This window comes from Pseudomonas agronomica (assembly GCF_025917275.1).
Taxonomy (GTDB): domain Bacteria; phylum Pseudomonadota; class Gammaproteobacteria; order Pseudomonadales; family Pseudomonadaceae; genus Aquipseudomonas; species Aquipseudomonas agronomica.
The window spans coordinates 1-3,452 of sequence record NZ_JAOSHO010000513.1 but is presented as its reverse complement, the minus strand read 5'-3'; the positions used below and the strand labels follow the sequence as shown (position 1 = coordinate 3,452).

General features: G+C 66.4%; 3 protein-coding genes. All 3 read left to right on the top strand.

Features of this window, described 5'->3' with window-relative positions; all coding sequences use genetic code 11:
• The first annotated feature begins 62 nt into the window (after positions 1 to 62).
• From OC610_RS23670 to OC610_RS23660, 3 genes are read left to right on the top strand one after another with little or no spacing between them, the layout of a single operon-like run.
• The gene (locus tag OC610_RS23670; RefSeq protein ID WP_264431282.1) at positions 63 to 2,513 is read left to right on the top strand and encodes a heavy metal translocating P-type ATPase; all 2,451 of its coding nucleotides are present in this window, start codon (positions 63 to 65) and stop codon (positions 2,511 to 2,513) included.
• Positions 2,514 to 2,537: 24 nt separating this feature from the next.
• Positions 2,538 to 2,756 (top strand): cbb3-type cytochrome oxidase assembly protein CcoS, encoded by a 219-nt coding sequence (gene ccoS / locus OC610_RS23665; RefSeq protein WP_030140895.1) that lies wholly within the window; start codon positions 2,538 to 2,540, stop codon positions 2,754 to 2,756.
• A complete protein-coding gene (locus OC610_RS23660; RefSeq protein WP_264431278.1) occupies positions 2,749 to 3,432 on the top strand; it encodes a sulfite exporter TauE/SafE family protein in 684 nt (227 codons plus the stop codon). Before ccoS ends, OC610_RS23660 begins: the two co-directional genes overlap by 8 nt.
• Positions 3,433 to 3,452 lie beyond the last annotated feature (20 nt).

The window sequence follows — 3,452 nt, the reverse complement described above, 5'->3', positions numbered from 1 at the left end:
CGCCACAAAAAGCGCCCTCACTTGTAGCAAGCTCCTTCCACAAAGGCCTTCATGCGATACCCATGACCACCCCACAACCCTGCTATCACTGCGCCCTGCCCGTTCCTCCCGGCAGCCGCTTCACCGCCGTTGTCCTCGGCGAGACCCGCGAGCTGTGCTGCCCGGGCTGCCAGGCGGTGGCCGAGGCGATCGTCGCCGGCGGGTTGGAAAGTTACTACCAACATCGCAGTGAAGCGTCGGCCAACCCCGAGACCTTGCCCGTCCAGTTGACCGACGAACTAGCACTTTACGATCGCCCGGACGTGCAGCAATCGTTCGTCCGCCATGAAGGCGACTTGTCCGAAACCACCTTGCTCATGGAAGGCATCAGTTGCGCGGCCTGCGGCTGGCTGATCGAAAAACACCTGCGCACCTTGCCGGCCGTGGCCGAGGCGCGGCTGAACCTGTCCAACCATCGCCTGCACGTTCGCTGGGCCGATGCCCGGTTGCCGCTGAGCACATTACTCGCCGAACTGCGCCAGATCGGCTACGCCGCGCACCCCTACCAGGCCGATCAGGCCAGCGAACAGCTCGCCGCGCAGAACCGCCTGGCCCTGCGCCAGTTGGGCGTGGCCGGGTTGCTGTGGTTCCAGGCGATGATGGCGACCATGGCCACCTGGCCGGAATTCAACATCGACCTGAGCCCGGAGATGCACACCATCCTGCGCTGGGTCGCGCTGTTCCTGACGACGCCCATCGTCTTTTACAGCTGCGCGCCGTTTTTCAAAGGCGCCATGCGCGACCTGCGCACCCGCCACCTGACCATGGACGTTTCGGTGTCCCTGGCCATCGGCAGCGCCTACATCGCAGGGATCTGGACGTCCATTACCGGCGTCGGCGAGTTGTATTTCGATGCCGTCGGCATGTTTGCCCTGTTCCTGCTCGCCGGCCGCTACCTTGAACGCCGGGCCCGGGAACGCACCGCCGCCGCCACCGCGCAATTGGTCAACCTGCTGCCCGCCTCGTGCCTGCGCCTGGATGATCACGGCCAGAGCGAGCGCATCCTGCTCAGCGAACTGCGCACGGGCGACCGGGTATTGGTCCAGCCCGGCGCGGTCCTACCCGCCGATGGCCGGATTCTGGAAGGGCAGTCCAGCGTCGATGAATCGCTGCTGACCGGCGAATACCTGCCGCAACCCCGCCAGGCCGGCGACGCGGTCACTGCAGGTACGCTGAATGTCGACGGCGCCCTGACGGTCGAAGTGCAAGCGCTGGGCCATGACACCCGGCTGTCAGCCATCGTCCGGCTGCTGGAACGAGCCCAGGCCGAAAAGCCACGACTGGCGGAAATCGCCGACCGCGCCGCCCAATGGTTCCTGCTGTTTTCCTTGATCGCCGCAGCGACCATCGGCCTGCTGTGGTGGTACTTGGACGCATCCCGCGCTTTCTGGATCGTCCTGGCGATGCTGGTCGCGACCTGTCCTTGCGCGCTGTCGCTGGCGACGCCCACCGCCTTGACCGCCGCCACCGGGACCTTGCACAAACTCGGGCTGCTGTTGACTCGCGGTCATGTCCTGGAAGGCTTGAACCAGATCGACACGGTGATTTTCGACAAGACCGGGACCCTGACCGAAGGCCGCCTGGCGTTGCGCGCCATTCGACCGCTCGCGGCACTCGACAGCGACCAGTGCCTGGCCTTGGCCGCGGCGTTGGAAAATCGCTCCGAGCACCCTATTGCCCGTGCCTTCGGTCGCGCGCCGCGGGCCGCCGAGCACGTCCAGAGTTTCCCGGGCCTGGGTCTGGAGGGCTCCGTGGACAAACAGCGGCTGCGCATCGGCCATCCCGCATTTGCCTGCGAACCGAGTGGCGCCACCGTACCGGCGATGCCGGACGAACCCGGGCAATGGCTGTTGTTGGGGGATGACGTTGGGCCGCTGGCCTGGTTTGTGCTCGACGACCGGTTGCGCACGGATGCCCCGGCGCTGCTGGCCGCCTGCAAGGCCCGGGGCTGGCGCACGCTGCTGCTGTCCGGCGACAGCTCGCCGATGGTCGCCAGCGTCGCCGCCGAGCTGGGCATCGATGAAGCCCGCGGCGGCTTGCGCCCGGACGACAAGCTGGCGGTGCTGCAACAATTGCATCAGCAAGGCCGCAAGGTGCTGATGCTGGGCGATGGCGTGAACGACGTGCCGGTATTGGCGGCGGCGGACATCAGTGTCGCCATGGGCTCGGCCACTGACCTGGCCAAGACCAGCGCCGACGCCGTGCTGCTGTCCAATCGCCTCGATGCCTTGATCCACGCCTTCAGCCTGGCCCGGCGCACCCGTCGGGTAATCATCGAGAACCTGGTCTGGGCAGGGCTGTACAATGGGCTCATGTTGCCGTTCGCCGCCCTCGGCTGGATCACACCGGTGTGGGCCGCGGTCGGCATGTCCATCAGTTCGCTGACCGTGGTGCTGAATGCGTTGAGGCTGACCCGTCAACCGCAAGCGCAGGCGCTCGACGCCACGCCCGATACCCGTCCGCTGCCGGCCTGAGCCGCGCGGGCATGGAGTTCCGACATGCCAGCTCTCTACGTGATGATCCCGGCCGCGCTGCTGATCGTGGCCATCGCCGTGTACATATTTTTCTGGGCCGTGGACAGCGGCCAATACGACGACCTCGACGGTCCGGCCCACAGCATCCTGTTCGACGACCAGGACCCGAACCACAAGGCCGCGGTGGACGAAGCCAGCGGCGAGGTCCAGAAACCGGACGACAAGGCGCCGCCCCATGCTTGACCTGGCACCGCTGCTGGTTTCAGCCGTCATCCTCGGCCTTTTGGGCGGCGGCCATTGCCTGGGCATGTGTGGCGGCCTGATGGGCGCCCTCACCCTGGCGATTCCCAAGGACCAACGCAGCCGGCGCTTTCGGCTGTTGCTGGCGTACAACCTCGGACGGATCCTGAGCTATGCCACCGCCGGCTTGCTGATCGGCCTGGCCGGCTGGGCTGTCGCCAACAGTCCGGCGGCGATGATCATGCGTGTGCTGGCGGGTTTGCTGCTGATCGCCATGGGCCTGTATCTCGCCGGATGGTGGAGCGGCCTGACCCGCATCGAAAGCCTCGGTCGTGGCTTGTGGCGACATATCCAGCCTGTCGCCAACCGCTTGCTGCCAGTGTCGAGCGTGCCTCGGGCCTTGCTGCTCGGCGCATTATGGGGCTGGTTGCCGTGCGGATTGGTCTACAGCACCCTGCTGTGGTCCGCCAGCCAGGGCAATGCGTTGGACAGTGCGCTGTTGATGCTCGCTTTCGGCCTCGGCACCTGGCCGGTGCTGCTCGCCACCGGCCTGGCGGCCGAGCGCGTTACCGCGCTGCTGCGCAAACGCAGCGTACGCATGGCCGGGGGATTGTTGGTGATCGTCTTCGGTATCTGGACGCTGCCAGGACCGCATCAGCATTGGCTCATGGGGCACTGAGCGAGGAGCTTGCTCCCGCT

Coding starts and splice junctions, on each gene's coding strand:
- ccoS (WP_030140895.1), top strand. CDS start 2,538: ATGCCAGCTCTCTACGTGATGATCCCGGCCGCGCTGCTGATCGTGGCC.
- OC610_RS23660 (WP_264431278.1), top strand. CDS start 2,749: ATGCTTGACCTGGCACCGCTGCTGGTTTCAGCCGTCATCCTCGGCCTT.
- OC610_RS23670 (WP_264431282.1), top strand. CDS start 63: ATGACCACCCCACAACCCTGCTATCACTGCGCCCTGCCCGTTCCTCCC.